20 protein-coding genes are annotated in these 18547 nt (G+C 68.9%); 11 read left to right on the top strand and 9 right to left on the bottom strand.

Annotated features, from left to right (window positions below):
- Positions 1–115: 115 nt before the first annotated feature.
- Together V3328_RS23925 and V3328_RS23920 are read right to left on the bottom strand one after the other, a co-directional pair.
- Positions 116–244 carry a hypothetical protein gene (locus V3328_RS23925; RefSeq protein WP_340332247.1) on the bottom strand — a complete coding sequence of 43 codons (129 nt, stop codon included), beginning with the start codon at positions 242–244 and terminating at the stop codon, positions 116–118.
- Between the two features lie 209 nt (positions 245–453).
- Complete coding sequence (locus V3328_RS23920) at positions 454–720, bottom strand: hypothetical protein (protein ID WP_340332246.1); 267 nt, start codon at positions 718–720, stop codon at positions 454–456.
- Between the two features lie 538 nt (positions 721–1258).
- Here V3328_RS23920 and V3328_RS23915 point away from each other — a divergent pair.
- The 4 genes from V3328_RS23915 to V3328_RS23900 all read left to right on the top strand — a co-directional run bounded on the left by V3328_RS23915 (position 1259) and on the right by V3328_RS23900 (position 5492).
- Positions 1259–2704, top strand: a complete 1446-nt coding sequence (locus V3328_RS23915; protein WP_340332245.1) for a TrkH family potassium uptake protein — start codon at positions 1259–1261, stop codon at positions 2702–2704.
- A gap of 99 nt (positions 2705–2803) precedes the next feature.
- Positions 2804–3757 (top strand): ABC transporter substrate-binding protein, encoded by a 954-nt coding sequence (locus V3328_RS23910; RefSeq protein WP_340332244.1) that lies wholly within the window; start codon positions 2804–2806, stop codon positions 3755–3757.
- Between the two features lie 62 nt (positions 3758–3819).
- Positions 3820–4701, top strand: a complete 882-nt coding sequence (locus V3328_RS23905) for an ABC transporter permease (protein ID WP_340332243.1) — start codon at positions 3820–3822, stop codon at positions 4699–4701.
- Complete coding sequence (locus V3328_RS23900; RefSeq protein WP_340332242.1) at positions 4698–5492, top strand: ABC transporter ATP-binding protein; 795 nt, start codon at positions 4698–4700, stop codon at positions 5490–5492. Before V3328_RS23905 ends, V3328_RS23900 begins: the two co-directional genes overlap by 4 nt.
- A gap of 976 nt (positions 5493–6468) precedes the next feature.
- Here the strand turns inward: V3328_RS23900 and V3328_RS23895 are convergent.
- Both V3328_RS23895 and V3328_RS23890 read right to left on the bottom strand, forming a co-directional pair.
- Complete coding sequence (locus V3328_RS23895; RefSeq protein ID WP_340332241.1) at positions 6469–7665, bottom strand: FAD-dependent monooxygenase; 1197 nt, start codon at positions 7663–7665, stop codon at positions 6469–6471.
- Between the two features lie 25 nt (positions 7666–7690).
- Entirely contained in the window at positions 7691–7936 is a 246-nt protein-coding gene (locus tag V3328_RS23890) for a zinc-finger domain-containing protein (RefSeq protein WP_340332240.1), read from the bottom strand.
- A 167-nt stretch (positions 7937–8103) separates the two neighbouring features.
- On the opposite strand from V3328_RS23890, the gene V3328_RS23885 reads away from it, so the two are divergent.
- From V3328_RS23885 to V3328_RS23865, 5 genes are all read left to right on the top strand, one after another.
- A complete protein-coding gene (locus V3328_RS23885) occupies positions 8104–8862 on the top strand; it encodes an alpha/beta fold hydrolase (protein ID WP_340332303.1) in 759 nt (252 codons plus the stop codon).
- A gap of 6 nt (positions 8863–8868) precedes the next feature.
- On the top strand, positions 8869–9744 hold the full coding sequence (locus V3328_RS23880) for an alpha/beta fold hydrolase (RefSeq protein WP_340332239.1): 876 nt from the start codon (positions 8869–8871) through the stop codon (positions 9742–9744).
- A 222-nt stretch (positions 9745–9966) separates the two neighbouring features.
- Positions 9967–10803: a serine O-acetyltransferase gene (gene cysE, locus V3328_RS23875; RefSeq protein WP_340332238.1), complete on the top strand. Its 837-nt coding sequence runs from the start codon at positions 9967–9969 to the stop codon at positions 10801–10803.
- A 131-nt stretch (positions 10804–10934) separates the two neighbouring features.
- Complete coding sequence (locus V3328_RS23870) at positions 10935–11144, top strand: DUF3126 family protein (protein WP_340332237.1); 210 nt, start codon at positions 10935–10937, stop codon at positions 11142–11144.
- A gap of 65 nt (positions 11145–11209) precedes the next feature.
- Positions 11210–11737: a gamma carbonic anhydrase family protein gene (locus tag V3328_RS23865; protein ID WP_340332236.1), complete on the top strand. Its 528-nt coding sequence runs from the start codon at positions 11210–11212 to the stop codon at positions 11735–11737.
- Between the two features lie 93 nt (positions 11738–11830).
- On the opposite strand, the gene V3328_RS23860 is transcribed toward V3328_RS23865, so the two are convergent.
- Together V3328_RS23860 and V3328_RS23855 are read right to left on the bottom strand one after the other, a co-directional pair.
- Complete coding sequence (locus V3328_RS23860; protein ID WP_340332235.1) at positions 11831–12469, bottom strand: transglutaminase-like cysteine peptidase; 639 nt, start codon at positions 12467–12469, stop codon at positions 11831–11833.
- Between the two features lie 822 nt (positions 12470–13291).
- Entirely contained in the window at positions 13292–13936 is a 645-nt protein-coding gene (locus V3328_RS23855) for a PAS domain-containing protein (RefSeq protein WP_340332234.1), read from the bottom strand.
- Between the two features lie 132 nt (positions 13937–14068).
- On the opposite strand from V3328_RS23855, the gene V3328_RS23850 reads away from it, so the two are divergent.
- Complete coding sequence (locus V3328_RS23850) at positions 14069–15022, top strand: rhomboid family intramembrane serine protease (protein WP_340332233.1); 954 nt, start codon at positions 14069–14071, stop codon at positions 15020–15022.
- Here the strand turns inward: V3328_RS23850 and V3328_RS23845 are convergent.
- Both V3328_RS23845 and V3328_RS23840 read right to left on the bottom strand, forming a co-directional pair.
- Positions 15001–15597, bottom strand: a complete 597-nt coding sequence (locus V3328_RS23845) for a GDYXXLXY domain-containing protein (RefSeq protein WP_340332232.1) — start codon at positions 15595–15597, stop codon at positions 15001–15003. The genes V3328_RS23850 and V3328_RS23845 overlap by 22 nt on opposite strands.
- Complete coding sequence (locus V3328_RS23840; protein WP_340332231.1) at positions 15594–16937, bottom strand: DUF2157 domain-containing protein; 1344 nt, start codon at positions 16935–16937, stop codon at positions 15594–15596. The genes V3328_RS23845 and V3328_RS23840 overlap by 4 nt, the downstream gene beginning before the upstream one ends.
- 128 nt (positions 16938–17065) lie before the next feature.
- Here V3328_RS23840 and V3328_RS23835 point away from each other — a divergent pair, with 128 nt between their 5' ends.
- Complete coding sequence (locus V3328_RS23835) at positions 17066–17494, top strand: CBS domain-containing protein (protein ID WP_340332230.1); 429 nt, start codon at positions 17066–17068, stop codon at positions 17492–17494.
- A gap of 24 nt (positions 17495–17518) precedes the next feature.
- Here the strand turns inward: V3328_RS23835 and V3328_RS23830 are convergent, their stop codons facing one another.
- Positions 17519–18484, bottom strand: a complete 966-nt coding sequence (locus V3328_RS23830; protein ID WP_340332229.1) for a patatin-like phospholipase family protein — start codon at positions 18482–18484, stop codon at positions 17519–17521.
- Positions 18485–18547 lie beyond the last annotated feature (63 nt).

Below are 18547 nucleotides of genomic sequence, written 5' to 3'. Positions count from 1 at the left end.
CCGGCTGCCGCCGGCAGCATTCGTTTCCCGCGCCTCCGACCTAAGGTGCCGATCGCTGTCATGCGCCGGCCGCGGGGATCGGCGGCGGCCCCTGCACGGTCCGCTCGTCCCCTGCTCAGGGATTCTTGACAGGATTCTGCTCCTTCGGCTTGCGCCGTGCGGTCTTCACTGCATGCCATACCACCACTGCCATCAGCAGCAGCGCCATGACTCCAGCCCCGATCGGGATCCAGTTGGCCGACATGACAAGAACCTCCAGGCTGATCCTCCCCATATAATCGGGCTGATCGCCAAAGCGTTCCCGGCAAGGATGTCAGATACCGAAGGTTCCAGGCCGGGAAGGCACGCGTCCGCCCGGTTGGAGGGGCCGTGACACCCAGGGGCATCGACCGGCGGCATCGAGCCCGGCTTGGAGGGACGTTGTCGCCGCCGGTCGGCCGCAGGACCGTCGCGTCACGTCCACTGGCCGCGCACTATCCGGTGCTCTTCCTTCGCCGTGAGCTTGAGGGAAGGCTCGCCCTGTACCGGGACGATGGGCACGACCGAGCCTATTTCGCCGTTGAGCATTTTCCAGTTGTGGGTGTCGAACTGCCAGGTCCGACCGTTCAGGCTGAAGCTCCTTGCGCCGCTCTGGGTCGACAGGAACAGACGCTTCACCGCGTTGGCATGTTCTTCGTCGATGATCCGCAGCTGCGCGACGCCACCGCCGATGTGGTTCATCTCGCCTCCGTGCGAACCCCCGCCCGGTAAGGTCCGTGGCGGGAGGTAGGGACCGTTCGCCGGTATAGCGAACACCACAACCGCTGGCGGGTCAACGACTTCTAGCCGACAAGGGATATGATGCAGACGGTGAGGATCAGCAGGACGGCAAAGTAGCACAGCAGCATCTGATAGGGACGCCGATCCTCTTGGTCTTCAAGCCAAGCAATCGTCCGGTCGAACCAGTTCACAGCCAGCCCTTTTGGGGTTTGCCGAAGCGGCACCGTGGCATTTGCTATCCGCAAGGGCAACCGTGCTGCCCGGCGAATTTCTCAGGCCTCGGCAGGCCCGGCCCGCCTCCGGCCCCCGGCCGTCGATGCCCTCCGGCGGATCCGAACACCGGCGCGCCGGCGCCGTCGTCCGGTGCGTCTGCCTGGCGCGGCCAAGGGAATCGTCGCGGCGGCTTTTTCGATGTAAGGAAGGCGCCGGCCGTGGCGTGACCGCATGAGACCTGGATCGGTATCTGCGCCTTTGTCTCCGGCAACATCGGGGTCGTCTGGTGAAGTTCCTGTCTCCAGTGCTGCACGTGACCGGGCTGCTGATCGCCGGCCTCGGCATCGCCATGCTGCTGCCGGCGCTGTTCGATGCGGTGCGCGGCAATCCGGACTGGCAGATATTCGTCGTCTCGGCGATCTTCACCTGGACGTTCGGCTCGCTGATGGCGCTGGCCACCAGGGGCGGCGGCGCGATGCGGCTGTCGGTGCGCCACGCCTTCCTGACCACGGCGGTGGTCTGGATCTCGCTGTCGGCCTTCTCGGCGCTGCCGTTCCTGGGCCTCGGGCTCGACTACGACGATTCGCTGTTCGAGGCGGTGTCGGGCTTCACGACGACCGGCTCGACGGTGATCGTCGGCCTCGACACGCTGCCGCCGGGCATCCTGCTGTGGCGGGCGCTGCTGCAGTGGATCGGCGGCATCGGCATCGTCGTCATGGCGATCATCATCCTGCCGTTCCTGCGCGTCGGCGGCATGCAGCTGTTCCACGCCGAAAGCTCCGACCGGTCCGAGAAGATCGTCGCCCGGCCGCTGCATCTGGTCGGCTTCATCGGCTCCATCTATGTCGGCCTGACGGTCGCCTGCGCCGTCTGCTACATGTTCGCCGGCATGACGCCGTTCGACGCCATGTGCCACGCCATGAGCACGGTCTCGACCGGCGGCTTCGCGAACTACGACAGTTCGTTCGGCCACTACCAGTCCGCCCGTGTCGACTGGTTCGCCATCGTCTTCATGATGGCCGGCGCGCTGCCCTTCGTCGCCTACATCAAGGCGATCAAGGGGGCGCCGGCCGGGCTCTGGCACGACAGCCAGATCCGCACCTTCGTCACCTTCGTCGTGGTCGTCGGGCTGCTGCTGGGCGTCTGGCTGTCGCGCACCACCGGCCTCGGCGTCGGCGAGAGTGTGCGGCTGGCGATGTTCAACGTCGTCTCGATCGTCACCACGACCGGCTTCGTCGACGGCGACTACACGCTGTGGGGAACGCTCGCCGTCGGCCTGTTCTTCCTCCTGACCTTCGTCGGCGGCTGCAGCGGCTCGACGGCCGGCGGCATCAAGATCTACCGCTTCGAGGTGCTGTCGATCATCGTGCGCTCGCACATCCGCCGTCTCGTCATCCCCAACCGCGTCGTCACCATGCGCTACGGCGGCCGGCGGCTTCCCCCGGACGTGCCGTCCTCGGTGCTGGCATTCCTGGCCGTCTATATCGGCACCACCGGCCTGTTCACGCTGCTGCTGGCGGCGACCGGCCTCGACTTCGTCACGGCGCTGTCGTCGGCCGCCCAGGCGATCGGCAATGTCGGGCCAGGCCTCGGGCCGGTCGTCGGCCCCTCCGGCAACTATGCCTCGGTGCCCGATCCGGCCAAATGGGTGCTGTCGGCGGCGATGCTGCTCGGCCGGCTCGAGCTGTTCACCCTGATCGTCCTGCTCGACCCGGACTTCTGGCGGGGCTGAGCCTCACGTCTGCTGTTGACTCCTGCCGCGCGTCGGTGTTCGACAACTGCAGTAGGCGCCGGCGGCGTGGGGGCCGCCGGGCGACAACGGGAGGACTGAATGCGCACATATCTGGCCGCGGCTGCGGCACTAGGCCTGTTCGCCGCACCGGCGATGGCGGAAGACGTCACCGTCGCGGTGACCGCGATCGTCGAGCATCCCGCGCTCGATGCCGCGCGCGACGGCATCCGCGACGGGCTTTCGGACGCCGGCTACAAGGTCGGCGAGAACCTGACCTTCGTCTACGAGACGGCGCAGGGCAACCCGGCGACGGCGGCGCAGATCGCCCGCAAGTTCGTCGGCGACAACCCGACCATCATCGTGCCGATCTCGACGCCCTCCGCCCAGGCCGTGGTGGCGGCGACCAAGGACATTCCGGTGGTGTTCACCGCGGTGACCGATCCGGTCGGGGCCGAGCTGGTGAGCGACGCGGCGATGCCCGGCGGCAATGTCACCGGCGTGTCGGACCTGTCGCCGCTGGCCGATCACCTGGCGCTGATCAAGGAAGTGACGCCGGACGCCAAGACCATCGGCGTCATCTACAATTCCGGCGAGCCGAACTCGGTCTCGCTGATCGAGAAGCTCAAGGAACTCGCCGGTCCGGCCGGATTCGAGCTCAAGGAGGCGGTCGCCACCAAGACCGCCGACGTCCAGCAGGCGGCCCGCTCGCTGGTCGGCGAGGTCGACGTCATCTACATCCCCACCGACAACACGGTCGTCTCGGCGCTCGAGGCGGCGGTCAAGGTGGCCGAGGAGAACTCGATCCCGCTGTTTGCCGGCGACACCGATTCGGTGCCGCGGGGCGCGATCGCCGCGATCGGGTTCAACTACTACGACATCGGCCTGCAGACCGCCGACATCGTCGTCAAGGTGCTGAAGGGCGAGAAGCCGGGATCGATTCCGGTCAAGCAGGCGATGGGCACCAATCTGGTCGTCAATCCGGCTGCGGCCAAGAAGATGGGCGTGACCATCCCCGAGGCCGTGATCGGTCGCGCCAATACGGTGGTCCAGTAGCACGCGGTTGCGGGCCGGCCGCGGCTGCGGCCGGCCCGGCTGCCTGAGCGAAGTCCCCGGCTATGAGTGAAATCGCGTTTCTCGGCGCCGTCGAGATCGGCCTGGTCTACGCGCTGGTCGGCATCGGCGTGTTCCTGGCGTTCCGGATCCTCGATTTTCCCGACCTGACGGTCGACGGCAGCTTCCCGCTCGGCGCGGCGGTGGCGGCGGTGATCATCACCAGCGGCATCGATCCGTGGACGGCCTGCCTCGCCTCGATCCTGGCCGGCGCGGCCGCCGGCCTTGTCACCGCGTTCCTCAATCAGCGCTTCGGCATCCTGCACCTGCTCGCCTCGATCCTGACGATGATCGCGCTGTTCTCGATCAACCTCAGGATCATGGGCCGGCCGAACGTCGCCCTGATCAACCAGGACACCGTGCTGTCGCCATTCTACGGCCTCGGGCTCGCCGGCCACTACGTCCGGCCGCTTGTCGTTCTGGTCATCGTCGCGATCGTCGTCTGGCTGGTCGCCCGGTTCCTGCGCAGCGATTTCGGCCTCGCCATGCGGGCGACCGGCGTCAATCCCAGGATGGCCCGGGCGCAGGGGGTCAAGACCGCCGTCCACATCTATGTCGGCATGGCGATCGCCAACGGCCTCGTCGGCCTCGCCGGGGCGCTGTTTGCCCAGACCAACGGCTTCGCCGACGTCACCACCGGCATCGGCACCATCGTCGTCGGCCTGGCCGCCGTGATCGTCGGCGAAACGCTGTTCCGGCCGCGCACCATCGTCATCGCCCTGATCGGCTGCGTCGTCGGCTCCGTGCTGTACCGGCTGGCGATCCAGTTCGCCCTGTCTGCCGATGCTGTCGGGCTGCAGGCCTCCGACCTCAACCTGGTGACGGCGGTTCTGGTCGCCATCGCCCTGATCCTGCCCAGGCTCAGGGGACGGAAGGCCGAAGCATGATCCGCGTCACAGGCCTGGAGGTCGTCTTCGGCAAGGGCACGCCGCTCGAGAAGAAGGCGCTGTCCGGCGTCGATTTCATCGCCGGCGAGTCCCAGTTCGTCTCCGTCATCGGCTCCAACGGGGCCGGCAAGTCGACCCTGCTGGCGGCGATCGCCGGCGACGTGCTGCCGCAGGCCGGACGCATCGAGATCGCCGGGGTCGACGTCACCCGCCAGCCGACCGCGGCGCGGGCAGGGCGCATCGCCCGGGTCTTCCAGGATCCGCTGGCGGGAAGCTGCGGCCGCCTCACCATCGAGGAGAATCTCGCGCTCGCCGATGCGCGCGGCAGCCGCCGCGGTTTCGGCCTCGCCATCGGCCGGGCCCGCCGCGAGATGTTCCGCCACCGCCTGAAGGAACTCGGCCTCGGCCTGGAAGGCCGGCTCGAGGACCAGATGGCGCTGCTGTCGGGCGGCCAGCGGCAGGCGCTGTCGCTGGTGATGGCGACGATGGCGCAGGCCAACGTGCTGCTGCTCGACGAGCACACCGCCGCGCTCGATCCGGCGATGGCCGAGTTCGTGCTCGACCTGACCCGCCGCGTCGTCGCCGAGACCGGCGTCACCACGCTCATGGTCACCCACTCGATGCGCCAGGCCCTCGACATGGGCGACCGCACCGTGATGCTGCACGAAGGCCGGGTCATCCTCGACGTCGCCGGCGACGAGCGCCGCAACCTCGACGTCGAGGACCTGATCCACATGTTCCGCAAGGTCCGCGGCCAGGACATCGACGACGACAGCCTGCTGATCGAGTAGAGACCAGGTGCGCACCCGGCCGGCATCGAGCCGCCCGGCTGCGCCGGACCCCCTCTCCAACTCTCCCCCACAAGGGGGGGAGAGGGGCGCAAGGCGCTGGTTGTGGAAACAGCGGCATAGTTTGACCGCGTAGCCGGAACCGACCTATCGAATCTCGACGGGCGGCTGCTCCAAGGACCCTCTCCCTGGGAGGAAAGCGGGCGCAATGCGCTGGCGCGAAGACAACGACGTAATTCCGCCGCGTAGCAGGAACCGACGCATCTGTTTGCGACGGGCGGCTGCTCCAAGGGATCCTCTCCCTGCGAGACAAGCGGGTGCAAGGCGCTGGTGCGGAGACAACGACCTAATTCCGCCGTCGTAGCAGGAACCGACGCATCTGTTTGCGACGGGCGGCTGCTCCAAGGGACCCTCTCCCTGGGAGGAGAGCGGGCGCAAGGCGCTAGTGCGGAGACAACGACCTAGTTCCGCCGCGTAGCAGGAACCGATGCATCTGTTTGCGACGGGCGGCTGCTCCAAGGGACCCTCTCCCCCCTTGTGGGGGAGAGTTGGAGAGGGGGGTGAGCCCCGGTGCCGCGTAGCGGCAGCGAAAGCAACGCTTTCGCAGGGGCGAACGCCCGAGGGTTGGAGCCCGGTGCCGGCGAAGCCGGCAGCGGAAGCAACGCTTCCGCAGGGCGGAAACGCGCTCCGCTCAAGCGGAGCGCCGGGCGCCGAGGGCCGGGGCAGGGCCGCGTAGCGGCAGCGAAAGCAACGCCTTTGCAGGGGCGAACGCCCGAGTCCCGAATCCGAGCGCGGGGGGGGGGGGCGCCGTAGCCCGGATGGAGCGGCAGCGCAATCCGGGAGCCGTCGTGCCGCGTCCCGCCGCGCTTCGCTCTTGACGCAACGTTGCATCGGCCGTCCGGCGAGCGTCCATTTCCCCCGCCGCTCATTCCCGCCAAAGCGGGAACCCGGCGCAACGACTGGATCTGACCGGTCCCGCTCAGTCCTCCGCCGCCGGCCGGCCCCAGCCGTACAGCCAGTCGAAGCGCGCCAGCAGCCGGTCCGGGCCCATGACGCCCATGGCGGCGTCGCGGGCGCGGCCGGCGATGCCCCCGAGGTGGTAGATGTCGCCGTTGGCGCGGGCGCCGCGCTGGACGCGGGCGGTGCGCGCCATGCGGCGGTTCTCGTAGCGGCGGAACGCCGCCTCGACGTCGTCGGCGCCGGCCAGCGCCTGGCCCAGCACGTGGCCGTCCTCGATCCCCATCGCCGCCCCCTGGGCGAGGAACGGCAGCATCGGGTGGGCGGCGTCCCCGGCCAGCGTCACCGGACCGACGCCCCAGCGCGACAGCGGCGGCCGGTCGGCGAGTGCCCATTTGACCCACCGCTTCGGCGCGGCGACCACGGCCTGCGCCAGCGGGCTCCAGTCGGCGTAGCGCGCGATCACGTCGCCGCGGCGGCCCGGCGCGCTCCAGCCCGGTTCGCTCCAGTGGTCGGCGAAGATCGCCACGACGTTGACCTCCTCGCCGGCGCGAACGCCGTAGTGGACCAGATGGGCGTCGCGGCCGAGCCACAGGCCGGTCTCGTCTGGATCGATCCCGTGCGGTACCTGGTCGGCGGCGATCGTGGCGCGCCAGGCGACCTTCCCCGAATAGACGGGATCGCCTTCGTCGGCGATCTGCGCGCGGATGCTGGACCACAGGCCGTCGGCCCCGACCAGCCCGTCGAAGCGGCCCGCCAGGTCGCCGTCGACCGATATCTGGACGCCGTCGTCGAGGACACCGCCGAGCCTGAAGCCGTCGATGCGGGTGCCGAGCCGGAGCCCGGCGTTCGGGTTGGCCTCAAGAGCCGCAACCAGGGTGTCCTGCAGGTCGGCGCGATGGATGACGCGGTATGGCGCCCCCCAGCGCCGCTCGGCCTGGCCGCCGAGCGGCATGCGGGCGATGGTGCGGCCGTCGCTGCCGCGGCGCATGCGGATCGCCGCGGGCGCGACCGACAGGCGAAGGACGGTCTCGGCGAGGCCGAGGGCCTCCAGGACCCGCCAGGCGTTTGGCGAGACCTGCAATCCGGCCCCGACCTCTTCCAGCCGGCCCGCCTGCTCGAAGACGGTGACGCGCATCCCCGGTCCGGCGACCGACAGGGCGGAGATGAGGCCGGCGATCCCGCCGCCGGCTATCGCGATGTGTCTGTCTGCGGCCATGCGCCGCGCGTTCCCCGGGGTCGGATCAGGCCGCGTCGGCCCGCCACACGCTATCGACAGGCTCGGCCTGGCCGGCCGTCAGGCCCGCGTCGTACTTGTAGTGTGTCGAGCAGTAGGGACAGACGATCTCGTCCTCGTCCCCGAGGTCCAGGAACACGTGTGGATGGTCGAAGGGCGGCAGGGCGCCGATGCACTGGAATTCGCGCGCGCCGATTCGGATCGACGAATAGCCGCCGGTGTTGTGGAAATGCGGAATGATATTGTCCGCCATGCCGTGCCGTCCCGTGTCTCAATTCGGATCGGGGCGACCATAGACGCATAGCAGCCCCGTTCATAGTGTCACTTGCCGAAACGCGGTCGACCGGGTCTAAGATGGCGGCCGGGCTTCCCTTTGCGTAAGCGGAAGTTCGCGAATGATAGGGGAACCCATCCATGGACATGCGCCACTTCAAGTCGGACGGCGTCGACATCGCCTATATCGACGAAGGCAGCGCCGACGAGCCGCCGATCCTGCTGATTCACGGCTTCGCTTCGAATGTCGAGGTGAACTGGGTGTCGACCGGCTGGGTCGATGCGTTGCGGAAGGACGGCCGCCGCGTCGTCGCCTTCGACAACCGCGGCCACGGCCAGAGCGAGAAGCTGTACGGGCTGTCGAACTACGGCGCCCCGCTGATGGCGGAGGACGCCCGCCGGCTTCTCGACCACCTGTCGATCGATCGGGCCGACGTGATGGGCTATTCGATGGGCGCGCGGATCACCGCGTTTCTGGCGGTCAACCATCCCGCCCGGGTGCGCAGCGCGATCTTCGGCGGTCTGGGCATCCGCATGGTCACCGGCGTCGGATCCCCCGAGCCGATCGCCGCCGCGCTCGAGGCGCCGGCGCTCGAGGACGTCAAGGATCCCGTCGGGCGCGCCTTCCGGTCCTTCGCCGAGCAGACCGGCAGCGACCGCAAGGCGCTGGCCACCTGCCTGAGGTCGGCCCGTGCGAAGATCACCCCGGAGGTCCTGGCGATGCTGCACATGCCGATCCTGGTCGCCGTCGGCACCGACGATCCGGTCGCCGGCACTCCCGACGACCTGGTCGATCTGATTCCGAATGCCCGGGCATTCCATATCGAGGGCAGGGACCATATGAAGGCGGTCGGCGACCGCACCTACAAGGCCGCCGTCCTGGAATTCCTGAAGGAAGATGCGTGAGCGGACATGGCCGACAGTGAGCCCGTAGCGTTCGTCGGGACCGAGAACAACCGCCTCGCCGCGGACGTGTTCGGCCACGGCAGCGGACCCGTTGCCGTGCTGATGCACGGCGGCGGCCAGACCCGGCATTCCTGGGGCGGCACCGCGGAGCGGCTGGCCAGGTCCGGCTGGCGCGCCATCACCGTCGACCAGCGCGGCCACGGCGACAGCGACCGCAGCGGGCCCGGCAACTACAGCTTCCGCGACTTCGCCGACGACGCCGCGGCGGTCTACGCGCAGGTCGAGGCGCGGTACGGGATGCGGCCGGTGGTGATCGGCGCATCGATGGGCGGGCTGTCGTCGCTGCTCGTCGCCGGCGAGCGGGACGATCCGCCGATGGCCGCGCTGGTGCTCGTCGACGTGACCCCGCGCATGAACCCGAACGGGGTCGCCGGCATCCTCGATTTCATGGGAGCGCGGATGGAGGCCGGCTTCGGCAGCCTCGAGGAGGCCGCCGATGCGGTCGCCGAGTACCTGCCGCACCGGCCGCGGCCGCGCTCGCTCGACGGCCTGCGCAAGAACCTGCGCCTGGGCGACGACGGCCGCTATCGCTGGCACTGGGATCCGCGCTTCATCGACGGTCCTAAGCCGATCTCCAGCGGCCGCGATCCCTCGGTCAATCCCTTCGTCGAGGCCGCCCGACAGGTCGCGATCCCGACGCTGCTGGTGCGCGGGCGGATGAGCGAACTGGTCGAGGAGGAGCATGTCAGGGAGTTCCTGGAGCTCGTCCCGCATGCCGCCTTCGCCGACGTCAGCGGCGCCGGCCACATGGTCGCCGGCGACAAGAACGACGTCTTTGCCGACGCCGTCCTCGGCTTCCTGTCGCGCCTCGAGGCGGCCTGAAACATGAGTCGCCGCAACGGTTTGGGCCGGGAACCTCGCGAAGCGATTCATCGGCTGCGGCGGCGGCCCGAATGTTCCGCCGAGGCCGGCTATTCCCTTTTCTGACCGCTGCCCGAAATATGCTAGAGTGACTGCACAGTGCGCGGCGACGGCAAGGCGCCGCAGGGTGCGGAGGCCGGTCCATCGCGGACCGGTTGTCCGGTGACCCGACGGGAGACCAACATGGCGAGCAATCCCAGCAGGCTGGAACGTGACGTGCGGATCGCCTCCTGCGATCCGATCTGGAGCCGCATCCGCGAGGAAGCCCAGGAGATCGCCGAGCGCGAGCCGGCGCTGACCGCGTTCGTGCTGGACAGCGTGCTCAACCACGACACGCTGGAAGGCGCCGTGGCCGGCCGGGTGTCGGCGCGTCTCGACCATTCGGCGCTCGGCAGCCAGTTCATCGCGCACGCCTTCGAGGAGGCGCTGGCCGCCGACCCTGCGATCGGCGAGGCGTTCCGCGCCGACCTCTCGGCGGTCTTCGACCGCGACCCGGCCTGCCACCGCTACGTCGAGCCGCTGCTCTACTTCAAGGGCTTCCACGCCCTGCAGGGCTACCGGCTGGCGCACTGGCTATGGGGCAGCGGCCGCCGCGACTTCGCGCTCTACCTGCAGAGCACCATCTCGGCCGCCTTCAGCGCCGACATCAATCCCGCCGCCGTCATCGGCCGCGGCATCTTTCTCGACCACGCCCACGGCCTCGTCGTCGGCGAGACGGCGGTGATCGAGGACGAGGTGTCGATCCTGCACGGCGTGACGCTCGGCGGCACCGGCAAGGAAACCGGCGACCGCCATCCCAAGGTGCGCTACGGCGTGCTGATCGGCGCCGGCGCCAAGATCCTCGGCAACATCGAGGTCGGCGAGTGCTCGCGCGTCGCCGCCGGCTCGGTGGTGCTGAAGGACGTGCCGGCCCATTCCACCGTCGCAGGCGTCCCCGCCCGGGTCGTCGGCCAGGCCGGCTGCTCGGAGCCGGCGCTGTCGATGAACCAGATGATCGACGGACGCGACGGCGACGCCTGACCGTCCGCCGGCCCGCCGGTTTCCCACAGGCGCGGCGGTTCCCTTTGCGACCGACAGCCACTAGAAGAGTGCCGGACGCGCGGCCGCCCGGCGGCCCTTTTCCGCAAGCATGACTAACAGAAGGTGGACCTTTGAAACCCACGGAAATCAAGAAGCTCGAAGCCTATCTCCAGAAGACCTTCCAGTTGCCCTCGATCCAGGTGAAGGCGCGTCCGCAGAAGGACGATTCGGCCGAGGTCTATATCGGCGAGGAGTTCATCGGCGTGATCTTCCGCGACGACGAGGACGAGGATCTGTCCTACAACTTCCAGATGGCGATCCTGGATTTCGACCTCGCCTGAGGCCGCTTTCCGGCGGTCCGGCGATGGCTCCGTGACGAAATGGCGAAGAAGTTGGGGGACCGGCGATGACGCTCCACACACTCGACGGCGTAGCGCCCGACCTGCCGGGCGCCGGAGACTACTGGGTCGCCCCCAGTGCCTGCGCGATCGGCAAGGTGCGGCTGAAGAAGGATGCCAGCGTCTGGTTCGGCGCCGTGCTGCGCGGCGACAACGAGTGGATCGAGATCGGCGAGCGCTCCAACGTGCAGGACAACTGCGTCCTGCACACCGACATGGGCTTTCCGCTGGTGATCGGTCCCGATTGCACGATCGGCCACCTGGCGATCCTGCACGGCTGCACGATCGGCGCCTGCTCGCTGGTCGGCATGGGCGCCACCGTCCTCAACGGCGTGCGGATCGGCCGCAACTGCCTGATCGGCGCCAACGCGCTGGTCCCGGAAGGCCGCGAGATCCCCGACGGTTCGCTCGCCATCGGCGCCCCCGCCAAGGTAGTGCGGCAGTTGACCGAGCAGGAGATCGCCGGTCTGAAGGTCTCCGCCGAGCACTACGCGGCCAATGCGCGGCGCTTCGCTGCGGGCCTGTCCACGACGTGACGACCGTCTGAAACGGCCGGAGCCGGCCCCCGCCGTGAGGGCCGGCCCCGACAGGTCCGTGTGTGCGGACCGGGCAACAGGGACTCCCGCAGCCTACCGGTTCGGCGTGCCGCCCACCGAGTACTGCGACTGCGAGTCGTCGTAGCGCAGCGAAACCCATGCATTCGGGTCCGTCTTCGACTGCCGCTTGAGGAAATCGTAGGGCGTGTCGCGCCAGAAGTGGATTTCCGGCACCTGATTGTCGAGAACCAGGTCGCCCGCCGACGTCGTGACCGTCAGCACCGCGTGGCCGTCGCCCTTGGTGTCGCGCACCACCGTGATCAGCAGCGACGACAGCGGCCAGCCGCGTTCCGCCAGCAGGCGGCGCTTCAGGAGCACGTAGTCCTCGCAGTCGCCCCGGTCGAGCGGGTAGGTCCACTTCTCGGCGACCCCGTAGAGGTCCTCGTCGGTGATCGGCGCGATCGCCTCGTTGACCAGGTCGTTGACCTCGTTGAGCTGCTTGAGCCGCGCCGGCGTCAGCACCAGGCGCTGCGGCATCGGCGAGCCCGAGCGGCATTCGCGCGGATTGTCGTTGCAGAACTGGACATAGCCGATCGGCGGCCGCGACGCGGCGTATTCCGACATCCGGGTTTCCGCCGAATCCTGTCCCGGCGTCGGCGACAACTGCGAGGCGGAGGCATTGGTGCCGAGAAGTCCGAGCAGCAAAGCCGTGGTTGCAATATAGATGCGCATTTGACGGTCCCTGTATTTCGTTGTTGAGAGGGACTGTCGCAGAGAGAATTTTAGATAGAAAAAACCGCCGCGGCGAATTTCGAGCATCTGTATCAAGGATTTGGTGAAGTTTGCTTCAGTGCCGATTAACTACTCACGACTCGCTAAGGTTATCGACCCGTGAAACGGCACCGCGGACTCCCCGCGCCGTCTCCCAAGCCCTCACGGTGAGGGCGTGCCGCACCATCACCCGTAGCCAGAAAAATGGCGCCTTCGGCCGCTCGCTACGCTGGACCCCGGCTCAAGGCCGGGGTGTATGCCTTCCGTATGGCAAAGCATTTGCCCACAGCACGGATTACAACCCGGGCCCGACGCGGTATCCAGCCCACAGCCCGCTGCGACTTCCGCCGCCGACATCGCCCCGGCGACGGCCGCTACCAGGCCCCGACTCAGGGCCGGGCGTAAGCCTGTCGTATGGCGAGATCGTCACCTCGAACTCAGCATACGTCCCGGCCTCCGCGCCGGGACCCAGCGTAAAGCCAGGCGAAGCCGCCGCTCTTCCTGCGTCTCCCCTTGGCACACCCCAAGCCTCATGGTGAGGATCGGGCAAGGCCCGCGTCTCGAACCACGAGGGCGTGCCGCACCCGTCACCCGCAGCAAGAAAAATGGCGCCTTCGGCTGCTCGTCACGCTGGCCCCCGGCTCAGGGCCGGGGCGTAAGCCTGTCGTATGGCGAGATCGTCACCTCAAACTCAGCATACGTCCCGGCCTCCGCGCCGGGACCCAGCGTAAAGCCAGACGAAGCCGCCACATACCGGCGCAGCCGCCGCATCCGGCCCTCGGCTCAGTCGCTGACGCCGCCGTCGTACAGGGCGAGGTGCTTGCGGCGGCGCAGCGGCAGCAGGTGCCTGAGGTCGCGGACGGGATCGCTGCCGATCATGTCGGTGCCGTCGTGCGACCAGATCAGCCTGAGCCGCGTCAGCGCGAGGTCGGTCAGCGGATGGGCGCCGAGCCAGTAGGGGTCGTCGAGCGGAACGGTGGCGCCGAGGATGCGCGTGTAGCCGGGGCCGCGATGCTTGAGCGGCAGCAGCAGCGTCTCGAAGGGCGTCGCCTGGCCGTGCGCGTTGGTGCCGGTGAATTCGATCGCCGCGCTCGCGCCGTCGCGGACGATGCTGAGCATCAGCGTCGCCAGCGTCTCGCGGTCGCGGTTCGTCCATGCGGCCAGCCAGTTCTCCCCCTTCAGTTCGCGGCCGAAACAGGCGCAGACCCGGGTGCCCGCCAGCCGGTAGGCGAAGGTCGCCGCGTCCGGCACTTCCAGGATGAAGGTGTCGGACAGGATCCGGCCGATCTCGGCGGGCTCCACATCGGCGCGCGGGGGAGCCGGCCGTCCGGCCCTCAAAAGGTCCCAATAGGCGTAAAGCGTGCGGCAGGCGGTGTGCTTCAGCCTCTCGCCGTGTCGTTCGCCCCGGTACACGTAGCCGTCCCGCATGTCTGCCTCTGGCCACGATGTGTCACCGGTTGACACCGCGTTGCCAATCGGGTGGTTGCCGGAATGGTAAATCCGGGGTTACGTGCTGCGGTGCCGCCCCGCCCGTGTGAAGCCCCAGGTCCCGGAACATCCGTGCAGAATCGCCGCGAGCCCATCTTCAACATCCCCGCGGCCATCGTCGCGGTCGCCGTATTGCTCACCGCAATCCACATCGTGCGGATGCTGCTGCCGGAGATGGCGGACGTCTGGGCGATCTTCGCGTTCGGGTTCGTGCCGGCCCGCTATGCGGCCGGCGCGCAGCTGTTCGGTCAACTGCCGGGCGGCGGCGGAGCCGACGTCTGGACCTTCGTCAGCTACGCTTTCCTGCACGGCGACTGGGTGCATCTCGGCGTCAACGTCGCCTGGATGGTCGCCTTCGGGACGCCGGTCCTGCGGCGGTTCGGCGCCGCAAGGTTCGTCGCCCTGTCGCTGGCCGCGGCGGTCGGCGGCGCGGCCCTGCACCTGATCACCCACTGGGGTGCTGTGGCGCCGATGATCGGGGCGTCGGCGGCGATATCCGGGCAGATGGGCGCGGCGACGCGGTTCGCCTTCCAGCGCAACGTCATGTTCGGCGTCGCCGGCCGCGACGACGATCGCCGCTGGCGGCGGCCGGCGATGTCGCTGGTTGCCGCCTTCCGGGACGTCCGCGTGCTCGCCTTCGTGGGGGTCTGGTTCGCCGTCAACTACGTCTTCGGGGCGACCGACATCGTGCCCGGCGTGTCCGCGGCGATCGCCTGGCAGGCCCATGTCGGCGGCTTCCTGGTGGGGCTCCTGCTGTTTCCGCTGTTCGATATCCCGAAGTCCCGGCAGATTGTCGATGATCCCGGCATCGACTGGCGGACGGCCCGCTACTCGGCGCGATGGCAACAGGTGCCGGGAGACCAGGGGCCGGGAGACCAGGGGCCGGGAGACCAGGTGCCGGAAGACCAGGTGCGGCCAGACCAGGTGCAGTCAGACCAGGTGCAGTCAGACCAGGTGCCGGGAGAAGAGCGCGGTCCCGATCGCCCGGGCGGCGATGGCCCCGATCAGAAGAGCGGTTCCTCGTAGCGCTCCACCCCGTCGATCAGCAGCTTCTTGATCGCCGCCTCGCCCTTGCCGCCGATCGCCACCACGACGTTGACCCTGCTGTCGTCGCGCAGGTTCTCGATGTTGCGGCCTTCGCCTTCGGGGACGAAGTACTGCTCGATGCCGTAGTCGACCCTGAGCGTGCGGCAGGGGCTGGGGCAGGCGTCCGGGTCGTCGACAGGCGAGGAGCCCTCGTAGACCGACCGCACCCGGCCCTGTATGACCGCCCGCTCCGGCAGCGTCGGCGGCCGGTGGCGGAAGATACCGATCGGCTGGGCCGGTCCGCTGAGGCTGGTGTCGAGCGCCACCCAGACGTGATCGTTCTCGGAGAATTCCGTGTCGCCGCCGATCATTCCCGGGCGCAGCGTGGTGATGTCGTAGTCGAGCTGCACGAAGTCTCCGCGGAACAGGTCGCGCGGGTCCACGGGGACGACGGCCAGGGTGACCTCGGTGCCGCTGCGCAGCAGTTCGGCACGGTCGAGCACCATCCAGCCGAGCGCGGCGGTCTGCAGGACCAGGACGATGAGAAGCCGCAGGAGGATGCCCGGCCGCATCATGCCCGCGCCCCTCCGGCGGCGCGTGCGCCTCCGTCGGCGGGCGTCAGCCGTCGCTGCAGGCGCACCAGGATGGCGGCCAGCGCGATCATCAGGATGCCGCCGGTCAGGAAGAACACCGCCGTGTCGAGCAGCGTGCCGAACGTCACGAAGTAGAGGTAGAGGACCTCCGCTGCGAAGGCGATAAGGCCGAAGGTCGCGGCTGCGCGGCTGCCGACCCTGTTGCCGAAGGCGACCGTCCAGACGCCGGCGACCATCACCAGCACGCCCAGCAGGATCTGCATGCCGAGCGACTCCGCGAAGGCCTCGTTGCGCGCCGCGGCCAGGCTGAGCCCGATGGCGGCGATTCCCATCGCCAGGGGAACGGCGCCGTCGAGCAGTATGCTGCGGAGGCCGGCCCGGGTGATCGCGAGCAGCAGTCCGGCGAGAGCAATCAGCACGCCGGCCACCATCAGCGGCGGTCGGTCGATCTCGAGGTCGGGGATGCCGCTGTCGAAGATTGCGAACTGCAGCAGGATCAGCATCGCCAGGAACCCGATCAGGCCGTAGATCCCGAAGACCGGTCCGAACGCCGAGGCCTTGGTCCAGTGGACGTGCGCGGAGAGAAACCGGCCGAGCGCGAAGAACACCAGTGCCGCGCCGCAGCCGACGCACACCGACGAGGCGGCCGACCAGTCGTTCTCGTAGGCGGAGTTGAGCACCGAGACGACGATCCAGCCGACCAGCGCCAGCACCGAGAGATGGATGCCCGACGACCAGTGCCAGGCGCCCGCCACGACGCCGATCAGCACGACGGCGACCACGTAGGGCCAGTGGACCATCCACCCGTAGTCGACGACCTCGTACCAGCTCCACAGGGACAGTACGACGAGCGCCAGCAGCAGCGACGCGCGTGACGGGCCGAGCAGGGCCGCGATGAAGGCGCCGACCCCCCACATCAGCAGCGCGTCGGGATAGTCGCCCGAGATGTGGTAGCTCTGGGCCACCAGCATGATCGATGCGCCGAACAGTGCCGAGCCCGCGAAGATCGCCGCGTCCGCGAACCATGGGTGGCGGGCAAGCGACATCAGCGCCGCGATGCCGTAGCAGGCCGCCATCCCGGCGACCAGCAGGCCGAGCCGGAACGGACGCGCCATGTCCGCCCAGTTGGCCGCCACGAAGGCGATCGCGCTGAAGGCGATCAGGATCGCGCCGAGGAACCCGAGGATGATCGCCGTGCGGGGGCGCGCTTCCTGGCCGATGGAGGCGAGCATCTCTTCGGCGGCCTCCGGCGTCACCAGACCGCGCTCTTGCCATGCGTCCAGGTCGCGCTCGAGGCGTCGTCTGTAGAGGACATCCAGCATGGTCGGCTTCGGTCGGGGCCCCGTTGGTGGTCAAGCCTGGGCGCTCGGACGATTGCGTCCGGCGCACAGCGGGCGCATCATACTCAATTCAACCGCCGTGCAAGAGGCCGAACACGGGAGGAGCCCAGATGAATGTAGCCGTCATCCTGACCCGCAAGGGCCGAGACGTCGTGACGACGACACCGGATACCACTATGGCCGCGGCCTGTGAACTCCTTGAAACCAAAGGCATCGGCGCCGTTGTGGTGAGCCACGGCGGCGACAGGGTGGACGGAATCTTCTCCGAGCGCGACTTCGTGCGGGCCATCGCCCGACAGGGTGCGGCGGCCCTGGATCAGCCGGTATCCGAACACATGACGTCCCGGGTCGAGACATGCGGCCCCGACGATTCGGTCGCAATGCTGATGCGCCGCATGACCGACGGGAAGTTCCGGCACATGCCGGTGGTCGAATCCGGCCGGCTCGTCGGCATCATCTCGATCGGCGACGTCGTCAAGGAGCGCATCGCCGAAGCGGAGGCGGAGGCGAGTGCCATGCGGGAATACATCACCGCCTGACCTGCGGGCGGGACGGCGAGCGGTTCAGGCATTCTCGGCGCGGCCGAGCGTGTCGACGGCCTCGCCGATGTCGCCGAGCGCCCGTTCGGCCGCCTCGATGCCCAGCGCGATCGCCTCGCGCGCCCGATGGAACTCGAACAGGCCGATCTTGCGCATGCGCGGCGACACCGTCACGTCCGGCGGGTCGCCGCCGAGGCGGGCCCGCGCGATGCGGTCCTGGGTGATGTTGAAGGCGTCTATCATCACCGAGGATATCCCCGGCGCGCCGTCGCGGTGGCCGAACATCTGCCGGCGCAGCAGCCGCCCGGCATTGCGCGGCGGCGCGGCTCCTTCGGCCTCGTCCTCGTCGCCGTCGCTCCAGTAGGGCTTCACCGAGCCGCGCCCGAAGACGTCGGAGTGCAGGTTGACCGCGATCACCAGCCGCGCCCCCATCGCCCGGCACACCGATACCGGGATCGGATTGACCAGCGCCCCGTCGATCAGCCAGCGGGCGCCGAGCTTCACCGGCCGGAACACGCCGGGCAGGGCGTAGGAGGCCCGCATCGCGTCGACCAGCCGGCCCTGCGACAGCCAGATCTCGTGACCGGTGCCGAGCTCGGTGGCGATCGCGCAGAACGTCTTCGGCAGCGATTCCGTCTGCGTGTCCTCGAACTGCCGCTCCAGCAGGTCGCTCAGCTTCGTGCCGGTGATCAGGCCGGAGCCGCCGAAGTTGAAGTCCATCAGCCCGAACATGCGCCGCCGGCTGAGGGTGAGGGCGAAGTCTTCGAGCCCGTCGAGCTTGCCCGCCGCATAGCAGCCGCCGACCACCGCGCCGATCGAGGTGCCGGCGATGATGTCGGGAACGTAGCCGGCGGCCTCGAGCGTCCTGAGGACGCCGATGTGCGCCCAGCCGCGCGCCGCGCCGCCGCCGAGCGCGATGCCGATCGACGGACGGGGCCGCGACCGGGGCTTCGTCGTGTCGTCAGGGGATGGAACGGTGGCCTGATCCATGGTGGGAGCGTCGGCGGCTGTCGAGATTGTGGTCGGCGGGACTATGGCACAGTCCTGGCACGT

It is taken from the genome of Microbaculum marinum (assembly GCF_037855135.1).
Classification (GTDB): domain Bacteria; phylum Pseudomonadota; class Alphaproteobacteria; order Rhizobiales; family Tepidamorphaceae; genus Microbaculum; species Microbaculum marinum.
Note: the sequence above shows the minus strand (reverse complement) of the source record. Positions and strands in the feature narration are given on the sequence as shown.

Coding starts and splice junctions, on each gene's coding strand:
- V3328_RS23925 (WP_340332247.1), bottom strand. CDS start 244: ATGTCGGCCAACTGGATCCCGATCGGGGCTGGAGTCATGGCGCTGCTG.
- V3328_RS23920 (WP_340332246.1), bottom strand. CDS start 720: ATGAACCACATCGGCGGTGGCGTCGCGCAGCTGCGGATCATCGACGAA.
- V3328_RS23910 (WP_340332244.1), top strand. CDS start 2,804: ATGCGCACATATCTGGCCGCGGCTGCGGCACTAGGCCTGTTCGCCGCA.
- V3328_RS23905 (WP_340332243.1), top strand. CDS start 3,820: ATGAGTGAAATCGCGTTTCTCGGCGCCGTCGAGATCGGCCTGGTCTAC.
- V3328_RS23900 (WP_340332242.1), top strand. CDS start 4,698: ATGATCCGCGTCACAGGCCTGGAGGTCGTCTTCGGCAAGGGCACGCCG.
- V3328_RS23895 (WP_340332241.1), bottom strand. CDS start 7,665: ATGGCCGCAGACAGACACATCGCGATAGCCGGCGGCGGGATCGCCGGC.
- V3328_RS23890 (WP_340332240.1), bottom strand. CDS start 7,936: ATGGCGGACAATATCATTCCGCATTTCCACAACACCGGCGGCTATTCG.
- V3328_RS23885 (WP_340332303.1), top strand. CDS start 8,104: ATGCGCCACTTCAAGTCGGACGGCGTCGACATCGCCTATATCGACGAA.
- V3328_RS23880 (WP_340332239.1), top strand. CDS start 8,869: ATGGCCGACAGTGAGCCCGTAGCGTTCGTCGGGACCGAGAACAACCGC.
- cysE (WP_340332238.1), top strand. CDS start 9,967: ATGGCGAGCAATCCCAGCAGGCTGGAACGTGACGTGCGGATCGCCTCC.
- V3328_RS23865 (WP_340332236.1), top strand. CDS start 11,210: ATGACGCTCCACACACTCGACGGCGTAGCGCCCGACCTGCCGGGCGCC.
- V3328_RS23860 (WP_340332235.1), bottom strand. CDS start 12,469: ATGCGCATCTATATTGCAACCACGGCTTTGCTGCTCGGACTTCTCGGC.
- V3328_RS23855 (WP_340332234.1), bottom strand. CDS start 13,936: ATGCGGGACGGCTACGTGTACCGGGGCGAACGACACGGCGAGAGGCTG.
- V3328_RS23845 (WP_340332232.1), bottom strand. CDS start 15,597: ATGATGCGGCCGGGCATCCTCCTGCGGCTTCTCATCGTCCTGGTCCTG.
- V3328_RS23840 (WP_340332231.1), bottom strand. CDS start 16,937: ATGCTGGATGTCCTCTACAGACGACGCCTCGAGCGCGACCTGGACGCA.
- V3328_RS23835 (WP_340332230.1), top strand. CDS start 17,066: ATGAATGTAGCCGTCATCCTGACCCGCAAGGGCCGAGACGTCGTGACG.
- V3328_RS23830 (WP_340332229.1), bottom strand. CDS start 18,484: ATGGATCAGGCCACCGTTCCATCCCCTGACGACACGACGAAGCCCCGG.